This is a genomic window from Sphingopyxis sp. A083 (assembly GCF_001468495.1).
In the GTDB taxonomy this organism is placed as follows: domain Bacteria; phylum Pseudomonadota; class Alphaproteobacteria; order Sphingomonadales; family Sphingomonadaceae; genus Sphingopyxis; species Sphingopyxis terrae.
Genome location: NZ_LNSK01000002.1, coordinates 462,449 through 475,972, shown reverse-complemented (window position 1 = coordinate 475,972; position 13,524 = coordinate 462,449). Strand labels below are relative to the sequence as shown.

11 protein-coding genes are annotated in these 13,524 nt (G+C 64.2%); 7 read left to right on the top strand and 4 right to left on the bottom strand.

The window, feature by feature from the left end; genetic code table 11:
• The first annotated feature begins 85 nt into the window (after positions 1–85).
• Together ATE59_RS06400 and ATE59_RS06395 are read left to right on the top strand one after the other, a co-directional pair.
• The gene (locus tag ATE59_RS06400; protein WP_058811632.1) at positions 86–1,279 is read left to right on the top strand and encodes an acyl-CoA dehydrogenase family protein; all 1,194 of its coding nucleotides are present in this window, start codon (positions 86–88) and stop codon (positions 1,277–1,279) included.
• A gap of 111 nt (positions 1,280–1,390) precedes the next feature.
• Positions 1,391–2,530, top strand: a complete 1,140-nt coding sequence (locus ATE59_RS06395) for an acyl-CoA dehydrogenase family protein (RefSeq protein WP_058811631.1) — start codon at positions 1,391–1,393, stop codon at positions 2,528–2,530.
• Between the two features lie 22 nt (positions 2,531–2,552).
• On the opposite strand, the gene ATE59_RS06390 is transcribed toward ATE59_RS06395, so the two are convergent.
• The 4 genes from ATE59_RS06390 to ATE59_RS06375 form a co-directional block, all read right to left on the bottom strand.
• Complete coding sequence (locus ATE59_RS06390) at positions 2,553–4,940, bottom strand: TonB-dependent receptor domain-containing protein (RefSeq protein WP_058811630.1); 2,388 nt, start codon at positions 4,938–4,940, stop codon at positions 2,553–2,555.
• A gap of 2 nt (positions 4,941–4,942) precedes the next feature.
• The gene (locus ATE59_RS06385) at positions 4,943–5,884 is read right to left on the bottom strand and encodes a FecR family protein (RefSeq protein ID WP_058811629.1); all 942 of its coding nucleotides are present in this window, start codon (positions 5,882–5,884) and stop codon (positions 4,943–4,945) included.
• Positions 5,874–6,395: an RNA polymerase sigma factor gene (locus ATE59_RS06380; RefSeq protein ID WP_058811628.1), complete on the bottom strand. Its 522-nt coding sequence runs from the start codon at positions 6,393–6,395 to the stop codon at positions 5,874–5,876. The genes ATE59_RS06385 and ATE59_RS06380 overlap by 11 nt, the downstream gene beginning before the upstream one ends.
• Positions 6,396–6,653: 258 nt before the next feature.
• A complete protein-coding gene (locus tag ATE59_RS06375) occupies positions 6,654–9,857 on the bottom strand; it encodes an autotransporter outer membrane beta-barrel domain-containing protein (protein ID WP_058811627.1) in 3,204 nt (1,067 codons plus the stop codon).
• Between the two features lie 183 nt (positions 9,858–10,040).
• Between ATE59_RS06375 and ATE59_RS06370 the strand changes: the two genes are divergently transcribed.
• From ATE59_RS06370 to ATE59_RS06350, 5 genes are all read left to right on the top strand, one after another.
• A complete protein-coding gene (locus tag ATE59_RS06370) occupies positions 10,041–10,739 on the top strand; it encodes a 2OG-Fe(II) oxygenase (protein ID WP_058811894.1) in 699 nt (232 codons plus the stop codon).
• Positions 10,740–10,931: 192 nt separating this feature from the next.
• Positions 10,932–12,176 (top strand): tyrosine-type recombinase/integrase, encoded by a 1,245-nt coding sequence (locus ATE59_RS06365; RefSeq protein ID WP_058811626.1) that lies wholly within the window; start codon positions 10,932–10,934, stop codon positions 12,174–12,176.
• Positions 12,173–12,406: a hypothetical protein gene (locus ATE59_RS06360; protein WP_058811625.1), complete on the top strand. Its 234-nt coding sequence runs from the start codon at positions 12,173–12,175 to the stop codon at positions 12,404–12,406. The genes ATE59_RS06365 and ATE59_RS06360 overlap by 4 nt, the downstream gene beginning before the upstream one ends.
• Positions 12,403–13,164, top strand: a complete 762-nt coding sequence (locus tag ATE59_RS06355) for a hypothetical protein (protein ID WP_058811624.1) — start codon at positions 12,403–12,405, stop codon at positions 13,162–13,164. The genes ATE59_RS06360 and ATE59_RS06355 overlap by 4 nt, the downstream gene beginning before the upstream one ends.
• Positions 13,165–13,283: 119 nt before the next feature.
• A complete protein-coding gene (locus ATE59_RS06350; RefSeq protein WP_058811623.1) occupies positions 13,284–13,469 on the top strand; it encodes a helix-turn-helix domain-containing protein in 186 nt (61 codons plus the stop codon).
• The last annotated feature ends 55 nt before the right edge of the window (positions 13,470–13,524 follow it).

Below are 13,524 nucleotides of genomic sequence, written 5' to 3'. Positions count from 1 at the left end.
CGACTGCGTTTCGTCGCGCAACTTACCTTTACGTAAACGTGAGCGCTTTCTATAAGGGCGCCATAGCCCAAGGGAGAATCAGAAAATGGACATGGAGTTCAGCCCGGAAGATCTCGCTTTCCAGAAGGAAGTGCGCGACTTCATCGCCGAAAATTACCCCGCCGAGCTGCGCGGCAAGCAGGACGAAGGGGATGAACTGACCAAGGAAGACTTCCTTGCGTGGCACAAGATACTCTACAAAAAGGGCTGGGTCGCGCCGGCCTGGCCGGTCGAATATGGCGGCACCGGCTGGACCCCGACGCAGCGCTTCATCTTTTCCGAAGAAACCGCGCGCGCCGATTGTATCCGCTTGATGCCCTTCGGCCTGTCGATGGTCGGCCCGGTCATCTACACCTTCGGAACCCCCGAACAGAAAGCGCGCTTCCTGCCGCGCATCCTGTCCGGCGAGGATTGGTGGTGCCAGGGCTATTCGGAGCCCGGTTCGGGATCGGACCTTGCCTCGCTGCGTACCGTCGCAGTGCGGGACGGCGATGAATATGTCGTCAACGGCCAGAAGACCTGGACGACGATGGCGCAGCATGCCGACTGGGGCTTTTTCCTCGTTCGCACCGACAAGGACGCCAAGCAGCAGGAGGGCATTTCCTTCCTGCTGATCGACATGAAGTCGCCCGGCATCACCGTGCGTCCGATCATTACGCTCGGCGGGGAGCATGAGGTCAACGAAGTGTTCCTCGAAGACGTGCGCGTGCCGGTCGAGCAGCGCGTCTATGAGGAGAACAAGGGCTGGACCTGCGCCAAATTCCTCCTCGCACATGAACGCACGGGCATCGCCGGTGTCGCCTCGTCGAAGCGCGGCGTCGAACGCGTCAAGGCGATCGCGCGCACCGAACTCGACGGCGAAAAGGCGCTGCTTCAGAACCCCTTCTTCAAGCGCAAGGTCGCGGAGCTCGAGATCGACCTGACCGCGCTTGAATTCACCGAACTGCGCAGCTTGGCCGGTGCCAATGCCGGCAAGGGGCCGGAGCCGGAATCGAGCCTGCTCAAGATCAAGGGGTCCGAAATCCAGCAGCGGCTCACCGAACTGACGCTGGAAGCGGTCGGCCATTACGGGGCGCCCTATTTCCGCGGCTTCGGGGAAGGCGATAACGAGCATCCGATCGGTCCCGACTATGCACACCGCGCCGCGCCGACCTATTTCAACATGCGCAAGACCACGATCTATGGCGGGTCGAACGAGATCCAGCGCAACATCATCGCGAAGATGGTTCTGGGGCTCTGATCACATAATCGCCGTCATCCCGGTGGAGGCCGGGATCTCGACCTGTTGCCATGATGCGGCGGTGAGATTCCGGCTTTCGCCGGGATGACGTTGAAATCGAGGATAACGACAATGGATTTCACCTATACCGAAACGCAGGACATGATCCGCGACACGCTGTCGCGCTTCCTCTCGGACACCTATGATTTCGAGACGCGTCAGAAGTTCATCAATTCGGACAGCGGGCGCGATCCGGCGATCTGGACGGCGCTGGCGCAGGAACTCGGAATGCTTGGCGCCGCCTTTTCGGAAGAACAGGGCGGCCTTGGCGGCGGGGCGCTGGAAAATGCGATCGTCATGGAAGAACTGGGCAAGGTCATCGGGATCGAGCCCTATCTGCCGACCGTGGTGATCGCGGGCGGCGCGTTGAAGGCCGTCGGCGGCGCGCAGGCCGATGCGATGATCCCCGAAATCATCGGCGGCAACGCCATCGTTGCCTTTGCCTACGCCGAACCGCAGGGGCGCTATGATCTCGCCAATCTGCGCACGACGGCAAAGAAGGATGGGGCGGGCTATGTCCTGAACGGTCACAAGGGCGTCGTCTATGCCGCACCCTGGGCGACCCATCTGCTCGTCACCGCGCGCACCGGCGGCGGCCAGCGCGACCAGGATGGCGTGTCGCTGTTCCTGATCGACGCCAATCTTCCCGGCATCGTGCGCCGCGATTATCCCACCGTCGACGGCAACCGCGCATCGGAAATCTATTTCGAAAATGTCGCGGTCCCGGGCGATGCGCTGCTCGGCGGCGAAGGCGCCGCGCTGCCGCTGATCGAACAGATTGTCGATGAAGCGACCGTCGCGGTCTGTGCCGAGGCGACCGGCGTGATGCAGAAGCTGCACGAAGGCACGCTGGAATATACCCAGCAACGCAAGCAGTTCGGCGTTCCGATCGCCAAGTTCCAGGTGCTGCAGCACCGCATGGTCGACATGTTCATGGAAGTCGAACAGGCGCGGTCGATGACGATCATGGGCACGCTGAAGCTCGACCTCGCGGCCGATGCGCGCAAGGCGGCCGTTTCGGCGTGCAAGTCGAAGGTGAGCCGCGGCGCGAAATTCGTCGGCCAGAATGCGATCCAGACGCACGGCGGCATCGGCATCACGCAGGAACTGGCGATCGGCCATTATTTCAAGCGTGCGACGATGATCGAGGGGCAGTTCGGCAGCGCCGACTATCACCTCGACCGGTTCGAGCAACTGACCCTCGCCGAATGAGGGCGTGCCGTCGGCATCGCGCTCAATAAGCGATGTCGACGGCGACCCGCAGCGTCCGCGGCCGCAGCGGCGTCAGATAGCCGGGGCTCCCCTCGACGAAGGGCGTTCCGAGGGCGAACCGATTCCCTTTTGAATCGAGCAGATTGGTCAGCGTCACCGACAAGCCGCGCCGCCCGTTGCCGAGCCGCATCGCAAGGCCGGTATCGACATAATCGCCCTGGCCTTCGCCAAGTACCGGCCCGATCCCGAGCCGCGACGGTCCTATATAGTTGGCCCAGCCGTTGATCCGGATTTCCTCGTCGTCGCCGACGGGCGCCGCATAGGTGATCGCTCCGCGCACCGCATGGCTTGCGACATTGGGAATCCGCCCCAGCCGGCCCGGAGCAAAATCGGCAACCAGCGCGATTTGGGGTGCCAGATCATCGACGCGGCTATGGTTATAAACCGCGCCCAGATCGAAGGAGAGGGTGGGCGTCACGCGGACGGCGAGCGATCCCGAGATGCTGGTGATGCGCCCGTCGCCGATGTTGGCGGTCGTCGGAAAGCCGTTGCCGTCGATGAAATCGGCCTGAATGTTGAACCAGCGTGTGTGCGATACGGAGATATTGGCATCGAACGGGGTGCGGCCGCGCTCGCCAAGCCTTATGCCGCCTTCCCACGTATGAACCCGGTCGTTGCGATAGCGGCGGACGAAATTGCCGTCGACGGCGAGGCCGCCGGGCCGAAACCCCTCCTGATACCGCGCATAAAGCGTCAGGTTCGATAGCGGCCGCGCGAGAATGGCGAAGGAAGGAAGAAGGTCGCTTTCGTTGCGATGCGCGGTGATCGCCTTGCCCGCCGCTGCGAGCGCCAGAGCGAGGGCGACGTCTTCGCCGCTTCCGCCCAAGCGTGCGTGCGAGTAACGCAGCCCCGCCGTAGCAATCACATCGGGCAAAAGCTCGGCCGTCAACTCGCCATAGCCGGTATATTCGGTAACGCGGTTGGTGACGCCGGTCAGTGCCGACCGCATCTGGATGCCGCCGAATTCGCGGCGCTGCTGCGTTTCATTGTCGACGATGCTTGCGCCGACCACCCAGCCCCAACCATCGCTATAGGGGCGCGACAATCGCGTCTCGCTCGCCCACATGCGCGTGTCGTTGAACTGGTCCAGAACGCGCGGGTCGCCCCCCGCGGGGGTCGCATCGAAGCGCTCGTAAAGCCGGTGATCGATATAGGCGTTCGAGGATTGCAGGCGCAGATTGTCCCAGTCGCGCGTGACGACGAGCGTGCCCATCCCGTAACGACCGCGCGCATTCTGCTCGACGAGCGAATTGCGCGTCAGCGGCGGTGCATCCTTGTCGGCATATTGGGCATCATCGGCGGTCGTCGATTGATAGACGCCGCCGATATCGACGGTCCAGTCGTCCGCCGGGACAAGGCGCAATGTCCCGCGGCCGCCGCGCACCGTTACGCGATTGACGTCATTCTGGCCGAGCAGCGGATTGTCGATATAGCCGCCGTCGGTGATCATATAGCCAACAAGGCGCAGCGCGCTGCCGCCGTCGCCGATCGGGACGTTGGCGATGGCGCCGATATCGCCGCCCGGTTCGCCATGCTGGGTCGCGGTCAGACCAGCGATTGCCTGTACGCTCGCCTCTCGCGCGTCGGGTGCGCGCGGCACGACGCGGATGATGCCGCCAAGCGATCCCGCGCCGTAGAGCGTGCCTTGCGGCCCTTCGAGCACCTCGACGCTGTCGATGTCATAGAGGCGCAGGTCGGGGTCGGGGGCGTTGTAGCTCAGCCGAATGTCGCCGAAATATTGCCCGACGGTTGCCTGTGTCGGCCCCGTGAAGCTGGAATCGGCGATTCCGCGGATGAACAGTTTGTTGCGGCCCGAGCCCAGATGGGTCGACGATACGGTGGCCATTCGTGACAAGATGGATTCCGTACCGCGCTCGCCGCCGAATGCCAGATCGTCGCCATCCATCCGCGTGACGACGCCCGCAAAGCTGGAATAGGGCAGGTCGGCCTTCGTCGCGGTCACGATAAATTCATAAGGCGGCGCTTCGGGCGGCGGCGCTGCAGCAGGCGCCGCAGGCGGCGGGGGCGGGCGACGTACGGAGCGCGGGGCCGCCTGCTTCTCGATCCGCCAGCTTGTGGCGCTGACCCGCACTGCGCGCGCGCCGGTGCCGTCGAGCATTTGCCGGATCGCTTCGTCGACCGACATTCGTCCGCGCACCGGGCGCATTCGCGTCCGCCACAGCGCGGGGTCACTGACGCTGATGCTGACGCCGCCCTGACGGCTGAGCAGCGGGAGCGAGGTCGAGAGATTGGCGCGCGGCACGTCGAAGGCGCGTTCTTCAGCCGCCATCGCCTGCGCGGGCAGGATGATAGTCGCGAGTCCCAGCGCAAGAGACAGGCGCGTGCGCATCGTCAGCGGCTGACCACCCAGCCATCGCCGCGCCGCTCGGCTTTGGCGCCCGACAGCGCCGCAAGGTCGGCCACGGTGCGATCGCTCGCCTTGTCGACGACGAGGGTGCCGCGGAACGACAAGCGCGACGCCGAGGGATCGATCTGCACGGATATCCCAGCCGTCCGCTTCAGATCGTCGGCGACGGTCTGAAGCGACGCGCCGTCATAGACCAGCAGACCGCTCCGCCATCCACCGACGGTGGCGGTATCGACGCGGCGTATGCGCGGGGGCTGCGTATCGCCGTCGCGCGCATCGATCGCTTGCCCTGCCACCAGCCGCAGCTTGGCGCGGTCAGGAGAATAGAGCACGATGCCTTCCGAAACCGCTACCGCGGTCCGATTGTCGGCGCGCACCACGTTGAAGGCCGTCCCCAGATCGACGATCCGCGTACCGCCCGTTTCGACGACGAAAGGGCTGTCGCTGCGGTGCACGACATGGAACATCGCTTCGCCGCTTTCCAGCCGGGCAAAGCGTGGACGGTCCTTGTCGAGTCGCAGGGTCGAACCGCCGTTGATCTCGATCCGCGAGCCGTCGGCAAGGGTGATCGTGCGATGCTCGCCCGCGGCGGTCTGGATCACGTTCCGGCCGCCCGACAGGTCAAGCGAGGGGAGGGCGACAACCCCGACGATCGCCGCGGCGACCGCTCCGCCAAGCCACCAGCGACGCGGCATGCCCCGATCGATTCCAGCCGGATCATTCGCCGGGGATACCGACGGCGCAGCGGGGGGCAACGCATCGAGATCGAGGTCGAGGCTCGCCAACGCATCGTAGATTTCGGCATGTCCAGGGTCCTCGGCAAGCCAGTCGGCAAAGCCGTCCCAATCGGCAAAGTCGGGCGCGCGTTGGCGAACGATCCAGTCGATCGCCTGGGCTTCGCTCGCGGTCACATGGTCAGCCGGCATCGAATTGCCTCCTGACGGCAGCGAGCGCGGCGTAAACCTTGCGGAGATCGGCCTCCACCGTACTTATGCTGACGCCCATTTCGGCGGCGATATCGCGTTGCAATACCCCGTCGAAGCGGAATCGACGAAAGATATGCGCCGGACGATCGCCGGTCGCAGCGATGGCGCGCTCGGTCATCGCCAATTGCTCGCGCGAGATAAGCACCGCCTCCGCGCCGGGTTTCTGCACTGCGCTCGCTTCGCCCCACGCCTTGTCACGCAACTGGCTCTGACGCACAGAGCGATAGCGGTCGAGCATCAGATTGTTGGCGGCGCGCATGACATAAGAGAGCGGGTCGGCGACGGGGCCGCTGTGGCGTTCGGTCAGGCGCATCCACAAATCCTGAAACAGATCTTCGGCAGCATCGCCCGCGCCGCGAACCGTCAGAAACCGGATGATCCGGTCGCGGTTGGCGAGCAGGACGCCCTCGATGCCGTGGGCCGCGTCGGATCGGTCATTTGCCTCGGTCATTCGGAACTTGTTTCGGAACGCCATTCCTTTTCGGTCCCGGTCCGCCCGACCGGCACCATACGCCCCCCCGCTGATGCCGCCATATAGCGGCAGCGGGGATGCTTGCAACCGCGGTTGAGCGCGGCCACGCACCGGTACTGAAGCAGACCGGCGCATCGGCATGGGTCCGGAGGCTGTCATTCCGGCGGCCTTTGCAAGGGGGAGGCGGGGGTAGGGAGTGCCTCCCCCTTGCGGCTGCGACCGGCCCCGATGGGGGGCTTAGAGGCCGACGCGCAGGGTTGCACGGAACGCCCAGCCGATATGGCTTTGCTGTTCTTCCGCGGACACTTCGGCGCCGGCCTGAAAGGCCGAATTGCCGACGATGCCGCGGATGCGGCCGACCCAGCCGCTCGTGCGATCATCGGGGACCAGGGTAAACGGCGTGCCGTCCTTGAACGACGCGACTGTCGCACCCAGCGACCCGCTGACGATCTGGCGGCGGCCACCTTCGATTTCGAAGCGTGTCCAGCCGTCATATTCGTCGGCGCCCCCGAACTCGAGCCCAAGCGCGACGGTGCCGCTGACCGACAATTCGTCGCTGCTGCGGCCGGCGACGGTCAGATCGAGCGCGTCACCGCCGCCGGTTTCGGCATAGCCGTCTTCCTTGAGCTTGAAATAGTCCACCGCGAGCGTGGGCCGGAAGCTGATCCCGCCAAGCTGCGCGTCGCGCGCGATCGAGCCCGATGCCGACCACAGCGTCGCGTCCCATTTGCCGCGCATCGTTTCGCGAATATCCTCGGCACCGGCTTCGGCGCTGAACACGCGCGTGCCCTTGAGCCGGATCGGAGCGCCCGAAACGCGCGCATGGGCCAGCCAGTCGTTGGAATTCAGGCGCCAGTAGAGCGCGCCTTCCCACTGGGTCGAGCTGACTTCGCTCTCGTTGCTGCTGTTGCCGTCCTTGCCGCTGAGGAAGGCCGCCGACGCACCGAAATTGCCGATGCCGCTCTTGATCTCGGCGCCGAGCGAAATGCCCCAGCCGCTGACATCATAACCCGCGGTATCGCCGATGCTCTTTGACGTGCCCCATACGGCCTGGTTGACCCAATATCCCCATTTGCCCTCGTCCTGGAACGGCGCGTTCGGATCTTGGAGATAGCGTGCGAGCGCGCGTGAGCCCGAGGTGACGGTTTCGAAGACGCCGCCTTCATGTTCGGGCAGCATCTGGTTGAGCTGATTGCGGAACTGGTCGCCATCGACGATGTCGAGGAAGACGCCTTCGACCACCTGATCGGCCGAAAGCGCATCGACGACCGCGTTGAACGCCGACGCCTGCGACCGGTTGAGGCCAAGCTCGCTCGTGCTCTTTCGCGCGATGTTGACGCGCAGCTCGTTCGCCGTCGAGGTCAGCGTACCCTTGTAGAGGAAGGGCACGAGCGTCGATGTGGCGGTCAGATTGTTCGCGCCGGTCAGCGTTCCTGCGGTCAGGACGACATGGTCACCCTCGGCATCCTCGATGCTCGACAGCTTCAGCGCCAGCTTGGAATCGGCGGCAAAGCTGGCCGTACCGGTCACCTGCAACGCCGTGCCGGTGCTGCCGCTGTCGAGCGTGACCGCGACGATGCCCTTGTTGGTCACCGCGAGCGACGAGATGGTGGCCGCGCCGGCAATGTCGAAGACGCCGCCGTCAACCGACACAGCAAGACCCTGCGAATTGGCGAGTTGCCCCGCAAAGCGGGCGGTGCCGCCGATCGACAAGATGTCCGTGCCGCCGCCGAAGTCGGCATTGCCGGTAAACACCGACGTTCCCGTCAGCGCCATCGTGTCATTGCCGCTACCAAAGCGCGCATTGCCGGCATAGGTGGCGTCGCCAGACAGCGCGAGGCGGTTGTCGCCGGCGCCGAAATAACTGTTCCCCTTCACCGAACCGTCGGCGATGTCGAAGATATCGTTGCCGGTGCCGAAGCGGACGTCGCCGGTGATCGACGGCGCGGTGACACCCGATGCAACCGCCGTCTGCTTGACGGTCGCGCCGCCGCCGTTGGCCGACAGGTCGATCGCGATATTGCGATCCGAAGACGCGAGCGCGCCGCTCGCGCTGATCGCGCCGCTGTTCTCGACCATGTCGACATTGCCCGACAGATCGACGATCGCGCGCGCGGTCGCGGCATCGCCACCGGCCTTGGCCGAGATCGACCCGCTGTTACGGATCAGCGCCACGTCGGCGCCCGCTTCCACCAGGATGCCGGTGATCGACGAGGTTGCGCTGCTGCCGCCCGTCGCCTCGATCTTGCCCGCGTTGCGGATTTCCGGTGTGATCGTTCCCGCACCGGCGCGGATCGCGGTTGCCGACGCATCCTTCGACGTTGCCTGAACGCTGCCGCTGATACCCACGCCGCCGGCGATGGTAACATTATGCCCCAAGCCGCCGAGTTGGATCGCCGTCGCGTCCTTGCCGGCATAAAGGCCGTTGCCCTGAACCGAACCGTCGATGATCAGGCCGAAGCCGGTTCCCGTTCCGGCAACGGCACCGATCGCGATGTCGCGGTCCGCCGAGCCGATCCGCATCGCGGGGGCCGAACCGAAGGAGCGGACGACCGCCGATCCTTCCTTGTCGTCGTCGATGCCGTCCTTGTCCTCATCCTTGTCGGCAGCGTTCGTGTCCTTGGGCGGGACAGCCAGGACGATACCGCCGCTGACATCGCCTTCGATCGACAGTGCCGGGCCGCCGATCAGCAGATCGTCGGCGTCGAGCTTCGACGGGTCGGACGGTGCCGTCGTGTAGCGATAGCCGGTGGCGGTGAGCGTCCCCTGCACGACAAGCGCGCCGTTGATGTTGCCCGAAAGCCGCGCGGCGACTGCATCCACGCCCTGCGCCGTAATCGTGCCGGCGAGGCGGACATTGCCGGTGACGTCCTGCAGTCCGACGCCCAGCGCGCGGTCGCCAATGACCGATACCTTGCCGTCGGTCGTGAAATTGCCGGTCAGCGGCCCGCCGAGCCGGATGCCCGCCGAATCATTCCCCTCGACCGTCACTTCACCGCTGTTGACGATATTGCCGGTAAAGGCGCCGCCGGTTGCGATGCCGACGCGGTTCGATCCGACCGCAAAGGGGCCGTCGAGATCGCCGTCATTGTCGATGTCGGTGGGGGTGTAGCTTTCGTCGATGATGATCTTGCCGGTCGCCGAATTGGTGATCGTGCCGGTCACGCCCGCATTGGCAAAAATGCCGCGCGCGCCGTCCGAATTGGTGATCTGGATCGTGCCGTCGTTGGTGACCTTGTTGTTGCTGTCGATCGTGACCGCCGTGCCGCTCGTCGGCTTGATCGAGCCTGCGGAGCCGATCTTGATATCGTCGGCTGCGCCCGATTTGACGGTCGAGGTGCTGACCGGCGTGGTCGTCGCGGTGGTGATGCTCGTTTCGGCGTATGCGGGCATGGCGATGATCGTCGCCAGGCAGGTCGATGCCAGCAGGGTCTTGCGCATGGAGTTCCTCTTTTGATGTCCCCCCGGGTCGATGGCCCGGAACCGAACACAAGACGGAGCGCGCCGCGCGCGACCTTGGAAAAAAGTCCTGCGCCGGCTTTTGGCCGCAAGAAACGGAACGGATCGGGTGTACGGTCCCGCTATTCGCCGCGTCTCACCGCACGACGAAGAGGAAGGATGCCAATGACCGCCGAGCCGGAAATACGGACGCCGCAGCTTGAACCCGATCTGGAAGGGCGGGGATGGCACCGGCTTCCGAAGCTGCTCACCCCGTCCGATTGCGCCGATCTTTCCGCGATGTTCGACGCCGACGAGCGCTTTCGCAGCACGGTGACGATGCAGCGTCATGGTTTTGGCCGCGGCGAATATCGCTACTTTGCTTATCCCTTGCCCGCTGTCCTCGAACGGTTGCGGCAGCGCCTGTATGAAAGCCTGGCGCCGCTTGCGAACCGATGGGCGGCGCGTTTGGGAGCGAACGCTTCCTTTCCCGCCGATCTGCCCGCCTTCACAAGCCTTTGCCACGCGTCGGGACAGGTCCGGCCGACGCCGCTGCTGCTACGGTACCGCGCCGGCGACTATAATTGCCTCCATCAGGATATTTACGGCGACCTCCATTTTCCGTTTCAGGTGGCGGTCCTGCTGTCCGAGCCGGAAGTCGATTTCGACGGCGGCGAATTCGTCCTGACCGAACAGCGCCCGAGAATGCAGTCGCGCGCACATGTCGTGCCGCTGCGGATGGGTGACGCGGTCGTGTTCGCGGTCAACGAAGCACCGCGAGCCGGAACACGCGGCACCTACCGCGTCAAAATGCGCCACGGCGTCAGCGAAATTCGCAGGGGCGAGCGCTTCACGCTCGGCATCATATTTCACGACGCGCGTTAGGCGCGTGCGGCGATGGCGGACAGGGTGTCCCCGAAACTAGCATCCCGATGCGTCCGCCAGCATTAAAATAGGCACCGATAATAGGCGATAATCGGCTCAATCTAACTCCGTTCCCGTCCCGTTCTATCCAGTTGCGTTCCCATAAAACCGGGGTATTATCGGGGAACGGATTTGGGAACGGAGACGCCAGCCATGCCCCGCAAGCTCAGCAACGCTCTTACGCCCTTGGCGGTCAAGAATGCGAAACCCGGACGCCATGCGGACGGCGGCGGGCTGCATTTGCTGGTGAAGGAAACCGGCGCGCGATCATGGGTCTATCGCTTCATGCTCAAGGGCAAGTCGCGCGACATTGGCTTGGGCGCGGCTGGACAAGGCGGCATTTCCCTTGCCGATGCCAGAACGGCGCGCGATGCCCTGCGCCTCAAGGTGAAGGCCGGAATTGATCCACTGGAGGAACGCCAGCGGGAGGCCACAGAGGCGCTTGCGGCGGCTCAGGCGGCTGCGATTGCCGGAATGACGTTCAAGGCCGTGGCAGAGGCCTATATCGGCGCGAATGAGGCAAGCTGGCGCAATGACAAGCACCGGCAGCAATGGCGCAACACGCTGGCCAGCTACGTCTATCCCGTCATGGGCGAATTGCCGGTTGCCGAAATTGGCACGGCGCATGTGCTGAAAATCCTTGAGCCGATCTGGCAGGATAAGCCCGAAACTGCCAGCCGCATCAGGGGACGGATTGAAACCGTGCTCGATGCCGCCAAGGCGCGCGGATACCGGGAGGGAGAAAACCCGGCTCGCTGGCGCGGCCATATCGCCCAAATCCTGCCGCCACGTTCCCGGCTCACGCGCGGCCATCACAAGGCCATGCCCTATGAGGCAATCCCGGCGTTCATGGCGAAGCTGCGCGAGCGGGAGGCAATGGCGGCGCTGGCGCTGGAGTTTGTCATTCTCACGGCCACGCGCACCAGCGAAGTGCTGGGGGCAACTTGGGCCGAAGTCGATTTGGACAAGGCGATCTGGACCGTGCCAGCGTCCCGCATGAAGGCGGGCAAGGAACATCGCATTCCGCTGTCGCCGCGCGCTATCGAGATTCTGGAGGCCGTGAAGCCGCTGGGCAAGGCCAGCCTGTTTCCAGCCGACAAGGGCGGCAAGCTGTCCACAATGGCCATGTCGATGCTGCTTCGCCGCATGAAGCTGGAATGCACCGTTCACGGCTTCCGTTCCGGCTTCCGTGATTGGGCAGCCGAATGCACCGGCTATGCCCATGAAGTCTGCGAAATGGCACTGGCCCATGTGATCGGCAACAAGTCCGAAGCGGCTTACCGGCGCGGCGATCTATTCGACAAGCGGCGGCGGCTCATGGCCGATTGGGCAACCTATTGCGCCAGCAACGGCGCGGCTGGTGCCAAGGTTTCGCCGATCCGGGGAGCGGCGGCATGAACGGCATTCTCTACATTGATGAAACGGCGGTTGAGGCCACTACCGGGCACATGCTGGTGACGTTCAAATCTGGGGGCGATGCCTTGCGCTTCCACCTCCCCGCCCATGTGGCGCTTAGGTTTCGTCAATCCGTGATGCAGGACGCTTGGCAGGTGTGTTGTGCGCCGGATGCGGAAGTGATCGAACTCAAGCGAAAGCGGACACGCAAGCCCAAGGCCAAGTCAGAATGAGCTTTGCCGATGATGCCGAATTTGCCGCCTTCATCGGCAGGGATCACATGCTACAGGCAGTCACGACGGAAGCCGTTGCCAGCGCCTTGGCTGGTTTCGCCCTTCCGCTGGCACCGGGCAGGGACATGGATTGGCTGGCGATGGCCGTTAGGCGCTCGCTCGCCATTTCCTTGCCGAACATTACCGATGGCCCGGAACGGACTTCAAATGCCGATATTCGCAGGGAACTGGAGCGGCTGGCAGCATTGACCGGGCAAACATGGCTGGAGCTATTCCAGTGCGATCATGCTGCCGACTCCCGGCTATGGGATCACGCTTGGCACCATTGGGACGGCGAAGGCGGGACCGATATTGGCGACGGCATGGTTATGGGCGAACCTTCCGATTATCGCCGTTTCAAGGCTGCCGTTGCCGAACTGGATTGGCTGGCCAGTTTCATGCGGGAAGCTGCGAAGGCAACCGAAAGCCAGCGAGGGCCGTGGCGGCAATCGGAGGAAAGGCGGCTCAGAGTGCAGCGGGGGCAATACCTGGCCCCGATCTATGAAGCCGCATTTGGCCAGCCCGTATCTGCAAACAACTTTCCAACTGATGCCCGGATTAGGGCACAAACGCCCTTCATGGACTTCTATGGCCGCATGGTGACGCTGGCGTTCGGCGCGCGTGAAACCGCCAATCTGACAGAGGTTGTGAAAGCGGCTTGCCAACTGCACCGGCAGCACCCGGCGGAATTTGCAGACGGCATAATTCCCGGCCTTTAGTTGTGGGGGCGTAACTCTCCCCGATTGGGGCGGGAAAGAACCCCCATTTTGGCCAGCCGGTTAGCGGCATGTCCCTGCTTGGCCGCACTTGTCGCGGCGGACAGCAAGGGACAAATCCCATGACAAAAGCATACGGCACCTTGCCCGAGGCGGTGCAGTATTCGGGCATGTCGCGCACCTCGATCTATGAGGCGTTGAAGCGCGGCGATCTCAAGGCTCGCAAGGCCGGGCGGCGCACGTTGATCTCGTTTGCCGATCTCGAAACCTATCTGGCCAGCCTCCCCACCTATCAGGCGGGAGCATGAGCGATGGCAGCACATATGCGAAACGCCGGGGTGCAGCCCGGCGTCTCACGCAATC

Coding starts and splice junctions, on each gene's coding strand:
- ATE59_RS06400 (WP_058811632.1), top strand. CDS start 86: ATGGACATGGAGTTCAGCCCGGAAGATCTCGCTTTCCAGAAGGAAGTG.
- ATE59_RS06395 (WP_058811631.1), top strand. CDS start 1,391: ATGGATTTCACCTATACCGAAACGCAGGACATGATCCGCGACACGCTG.
- ATE59_RS06390 (WP_058811630.1), bottom strand. CDS start 4,940: ATGCGCACGCGCCTGTCTCTTGCGCTGGGACTCGCGACTATCATCCTG.
- ATE59_RS06385 (WP_058811629.1), bottom strand. CDS start 5,884: ATGCCGGCTGACCATGTGACCGCGAGCGAAGCCCAGGCGATCGACTGG.
- ATE59_RS06380 (WP_058811628.1), bottom strand. CDS start 6,395: ATGACCGAGGCAAATGACCGATCCGACGCGGCCCACGGCATCGAGGGC.
- ATE59_RS06375 (WP_058811627.1), bottom strand. CDS start 9,857: ATGCGCAAGACCCTGCTGGCATCGACCTGCCTGGCGACGATCATCGCC.
- ATE59_RS06370 (WP_058811894.1), top strand. CDS start 10,041: ATGACCGCCGAGCCGGAAATACGGACGCCGCAGCTTGAACCCGATCTG.
- ATE59_RS06365 (WP_058811626.1), top strand. CDS start 10,932: ATGCCCCGCAAGCTCAGCAACGCTCTTACGCCCTTGGCGGTCAAGAAT.
- ATE59_RS06360 (WP_058811625.1), top strand. CDS start 12,173: ATGAACGGCATTCTCTACATTGATGAAACGGCGGTTGAGGCCACTACC.
- ATE59_RS06355 (WP_058811624.1), top strand. CDS start 12,403: ATGAGCTTTGCCGATGATGCCGAATTTGCCGCCTTCATCGGCAGGGAT.
- ATE59_RS06350 (WP_058811623.1), top strand. CDS start 13,284: ATGACAAAAGCATACGGCACCTTGCCCGAGGCGGTGCAGTATTCGGGC.